We start from the raw sequence: 3,603 nt of genomic DNA, 5'->3' as shown, positions 1-3,603 counted from the left end.
CACGCTCGACGCGGCCGCCGTCGGTGCGTCCACGGTCGGCGCGTCCCCACTCCGCGGCGGCGAGTCCGGCGGCGTCACGCGCCGGGAGACGGCGCGTCGGGCGCTCCTGGCGCCGGTTCCGCGTCGGGGCGGAGGAGCTCGTGCGGCGTCGTCCCCGGGTGTCGACGGTGTAGACGGCGTCCTCACCCTCCGGGGCGGGGCCTGCTTCGTCGGGGCGTCCTCGCTGGGGGATCGGGCGGGCGTCGTCTCCGCGACTCGGGCGATCGGGCACGCCCCATAGTGAGCGCGCGATGCCACGCGACGCAAAACGGCGCGCCGACGCCGCGCCGTCACCGACCCCGCGCACCCTGCGGGATGATCGTCCCGATGAGCGAGCCCCTGCACCCCGATGACACGACGTCCGCACTCCCGCCGGTGAGCGTGGTGATCCCGGTCCTCGACGAGGAGCGACACCTCCACGCGGCCGTGGCGCAGGTCCTGCGCCAGGACTACGCCGGCGAGCTGGAGGTCGTCCTCGCCCTGGGGCCCTCGACCGACCGCACCGACGAGGTCGCCGCCGAGCTGGTGGCGTCCGACGTACGTGTCCGCACCGTGGCGAACCCCAGCGGTCGCACCCCGTCGGCTCTCAACGCCGCGATTCGCGCGGCCCGGCACGACGTCGTGGTGCGCGTCGACGGGCACGCGGAGATCCCGCCGGACTACGTCTCCACCGCCGTGCGGACCCTCGCCGAGACCGGTGCCGACAACGTCGGCGGTCTCATGAAGGCCGTGGGCCGATCGGCCTTCGAGCGCGCGGTCGCCTGCGCCATGCGGAGCCGCATCGGCGTCGGCGGGGGTACCTTCCACGTCGGTGGGGACGCGGGGCCGGTCGACACCGTCTACCTCGGGGCCTTTCGCCGCAGCGCGCTGGAGCGGGTCGGCGGCTACGACGAGCGCTACACGCGGACGCAGGACTGGCACCTCAACCTCCGGCTGCGCCAGACCGGTGGGACCGTGTGGTTCACCCCCGACATGGAGGTGACCTACCGTCCGCGCTCGAGCGTGCGTGGCCTGGCCCGGCAGTACTTCCAGTACGGGCGGTGGCGCCGGGTCGTCGCCCGCGAGCACCCCGAGACGATGAACGCCCGCTACCTCGCGCCCCCGGTGATGGCTGTGGGCACGACCGCTGCCACGCTGCTGGGTCTGCTCTGGACACCGGCGCTGCTGGTGCCGACGGCATACGCCGTCGGGGTGGTGGCCGGCGGCGCCGCGATCAGCGGTGGTGAGCCGGTGCGGACGCGGCTGCTCACCCCCGTGGCGCTCGCGACGATGCACTGGTCCTGGGGCGTCGGGTTCCTCACCAGCCCCCGCTCGCTGGGCCGGAGCACGCCGTGACGACCGCACCCGCCGACGTCGACCTCACGGGCCGCACCGTCCTCATGCTCGTGTGGACGGGCGTGTCCACCGACACCCGGGTCCTGCGTGAGGCCGGCACGCTCGTCGGGGCCGGTGCGAGCGTGCACATCATCGGCCGCGCCGTCCCCGACGACTTCGTCCCACCGCCGGGCATCACCGTCGAGAGCGCCGGCCGGGCTCCCGCCGCGGCCGGCCGTCAGCGTGAGCTGACCCTGCCCGAGCGCGCCGGGCGCTGGTTGTTGCTCCCGCTGCACGTCCGACGCCGCTACCTCGCCTGGCAGCGCGAGGCGGCGGACCGCGCGTTCGAGTGGTCGGGTGCCACCGGGGTCGTGCCGGACGTCGTGCACGTCCACGACTTCACCGCCCTCGGCGCCGGTCACGAGATCGCCGATCGGTGGGGAGTGCCGTTCGTCTACGACACCCACGAGTACTGGGTCGGGCGACCCGTCGAGGGTCGCCCGGCACCGCTGGTCCGGCGCAACGAGGCGCGCACCGAGGACGAGCTCGCTGCCGACGCGGCGGCCGTCATCACCGTCGGTGACGGTGTGGCGAACGCGCTGCGGCGCGACCACCCCCGCTGGCCCCAGGTGGCGGTCGTGCGCAACACTTTCCCCCTGCGCGACGACGTCGACACCGCGCCGGAGGCGAGCGGCCCGCCGACCGGGCTCGTCTACGGCGGGAGGCTCGCGGCATACCGGGAGCTCGAGGTCATCGCGCAGGCGAGTCGGCGGTCTCCGCTGCCCATCACCGCCGTGGGCCCGGGCGACGACGAGTGGCTCCGGACCTTCGACCCCGGGCAGGTCACCGTGCTTCCGGCCGAGCCGCTCGGCGTCCTCGACGAGCGTCTGCGGACTGCCGGAGCCGCTCTCGTGACCCACAGCGACCGATGGCTCAACCACCGCCTCGCCATGCCCAACAAGCTCTTCCACGCGGTGAGCCTGGGCCTGCCCGTCGTCGCCACCGACGTGGGGGACCTCGGGGCCCTCGTGCGGGAGTACGACCTCGGTGCGCTCTATGCGCCCGGGGACGCCGACGGTCTCGTGCGGGCGGTGGAGACCCTCGTGGCCGAGCACCGACGCTTCCGCGAGTCGGTCGCGAAGGCCCGCGGCGCGCTCTCCTGGAGCGCGGACGGGCAGGCCCTGCTGGCCGTCTACGGTGGAGTCCTGTGACCTCTTGGGCCTCCACTAGACTCGGGCGGTCGAGCGCACCCGCGCAGTCGGCCGGAGAGCGAGGATGATGAGCACCGACAAGCAGGTCGTGAAGGCTGAACAGGAGAACGAGTTCACCACGACCCACCATGTCTACGAGCCCCACCGGGCCGGGATCCCACCGCTGGGCAACTACGCCCGCGAGCTGTGGAAGCGGCGTGAGTTCGCCTCCGAGATGTCCAAGGCGACCATGCGGGGCGCCAACACGCTCACGGTCTTCGGCCAGCTCTGGCTCGTCCTCAACCCGCTGCTCCTCGCCGGTGTCTACTACCTGCTCGTGCAGATCCTCGCGGGCGGCAGCAAGGGCATGGACTTCTTCGCCCAGCTCTGCGCCGGGCTCTTCACCTTCTACTTCGTCGCCGGGTCGATGTCGACGGGCGCGGCCTCGGTGGTCGGCGGCGGCAAGCTGCTGCTCAACACGGCCTTCCCGCGTCTGCTCATGCCCTTCTCGGCGGTGCGCACGGCGTTCTTCCGCTTCCTGCCGACGCTGCCGGTCTACGCGCTCTTCCACATCGTCGCCGGGCTCGGCTTCCACCCGTCGATGCTCGTGGCTCTCTACTTCCTCGGCCTGCTCATCGTCTTCGCCCTCGGCGTGGCTGCGTTCTTCGCGACGATCCAGGTCTACTTCCGCGACACGACGAGCTTCCTGCCGTACTTCAACCGGATCTGGCTCTACGCGTCGCCCGTCCTCTGGTCGATCGAGCAGGTCCCTCCGAGGTTCGAGGGCGTCGTGACGATCATGGAGTACGTCAACCCCCTGCACTCCCTGCTCGGTGGCTTCACCGAGTGCCTCGTCAACGGGGACATCCCCCATCTCCACACGTGGGTCACCGCGACCGTCTGGGCCGGCGCGGTGTTCGCGATCGGCTCGCTGTTCTTCATGTCGAGGGAGCGTGAGTTCGCTGTCCGCCTCTGAGTCCACCAGGTCCACGACGTCCACCGGGACGTCGCCGCTCACGGTCAAGGTCGAGAACCTCTCGATCACCTACCGCACGACCTT

Annotated in this window: 4 protein-coding genes; 3 read left to right on the top strand and 1 reads right to left on the bottom strand. The window is 72.2% G+C overall.

Annotation, left to right across the window (positions count from 1 at the left end; all coding sequences use genetic code 11):
- Positions 1-271 (bottom strand): hypothetical protein (locus N798_RS18805; protein WP_232222674.1); only part of this gene is annotated, 271 nt, incomplete at its 3' end.
- Between the two features lie 95 nt (positions 272-366).
- On the opposite strand from N798_RS18805, the gene N798_RS15765 reads away from it, so the two are divergent.
- From N798_RS15765 to N798_RS15755, 3 genes are all read left to right on the top strand, one after another.
- On the top strand, positions 367-1,374 hold the full coding sequence (locus tag N798_RS15765; protein WP_052117452.1) for a glycosyltransferase family 2 protein: 1,008 nt from the start codon (positions 367-369) through the stop codon (positions 1,372-1,374).
- Complete coding sequence (locus N798_RS15760; RefSeq protein WP_229708645.1) at positions 1,371-2,564, top strand: glycosyltransferase; 1,194 nt, start codon at positions 1,371-1,373, stop codon at positions 2,562-2,564. The genes N798_RS15765 and N798_RS15760 overlap by 4 nt, the downstream gene beginning before the upstream one ends.
- Positions 2,565-2,631: 67 nt before the next feature.
- Positions 2,632-3,519: an ABC transporter permease gene (locus tag N798_RS15755; protein ID WP_229708648.1), complete on the top strand. Its 888-nt coding sequence runs from the start codon at positions 2,632-2,634 to the stop codon at positions 3,517-3,519.
- The last annotated feature ends 84 nt before the right edge of the window (positions 3,520-3,603 follow it).

It is taken from the genome of Knoellia flava TL1 (assembly GCF_000768675.1).
Classification (GTDB): Bacteria; Actinomycetota; Actinomycetes; order Actinomycetales; family Dermatophilaceae; genus Knoellia; species Knoellia flava.
Note: the sequence above shows the minus strand (reverse complement) of the source record. Positions and strands in the feature narration are given on the sequence as shown.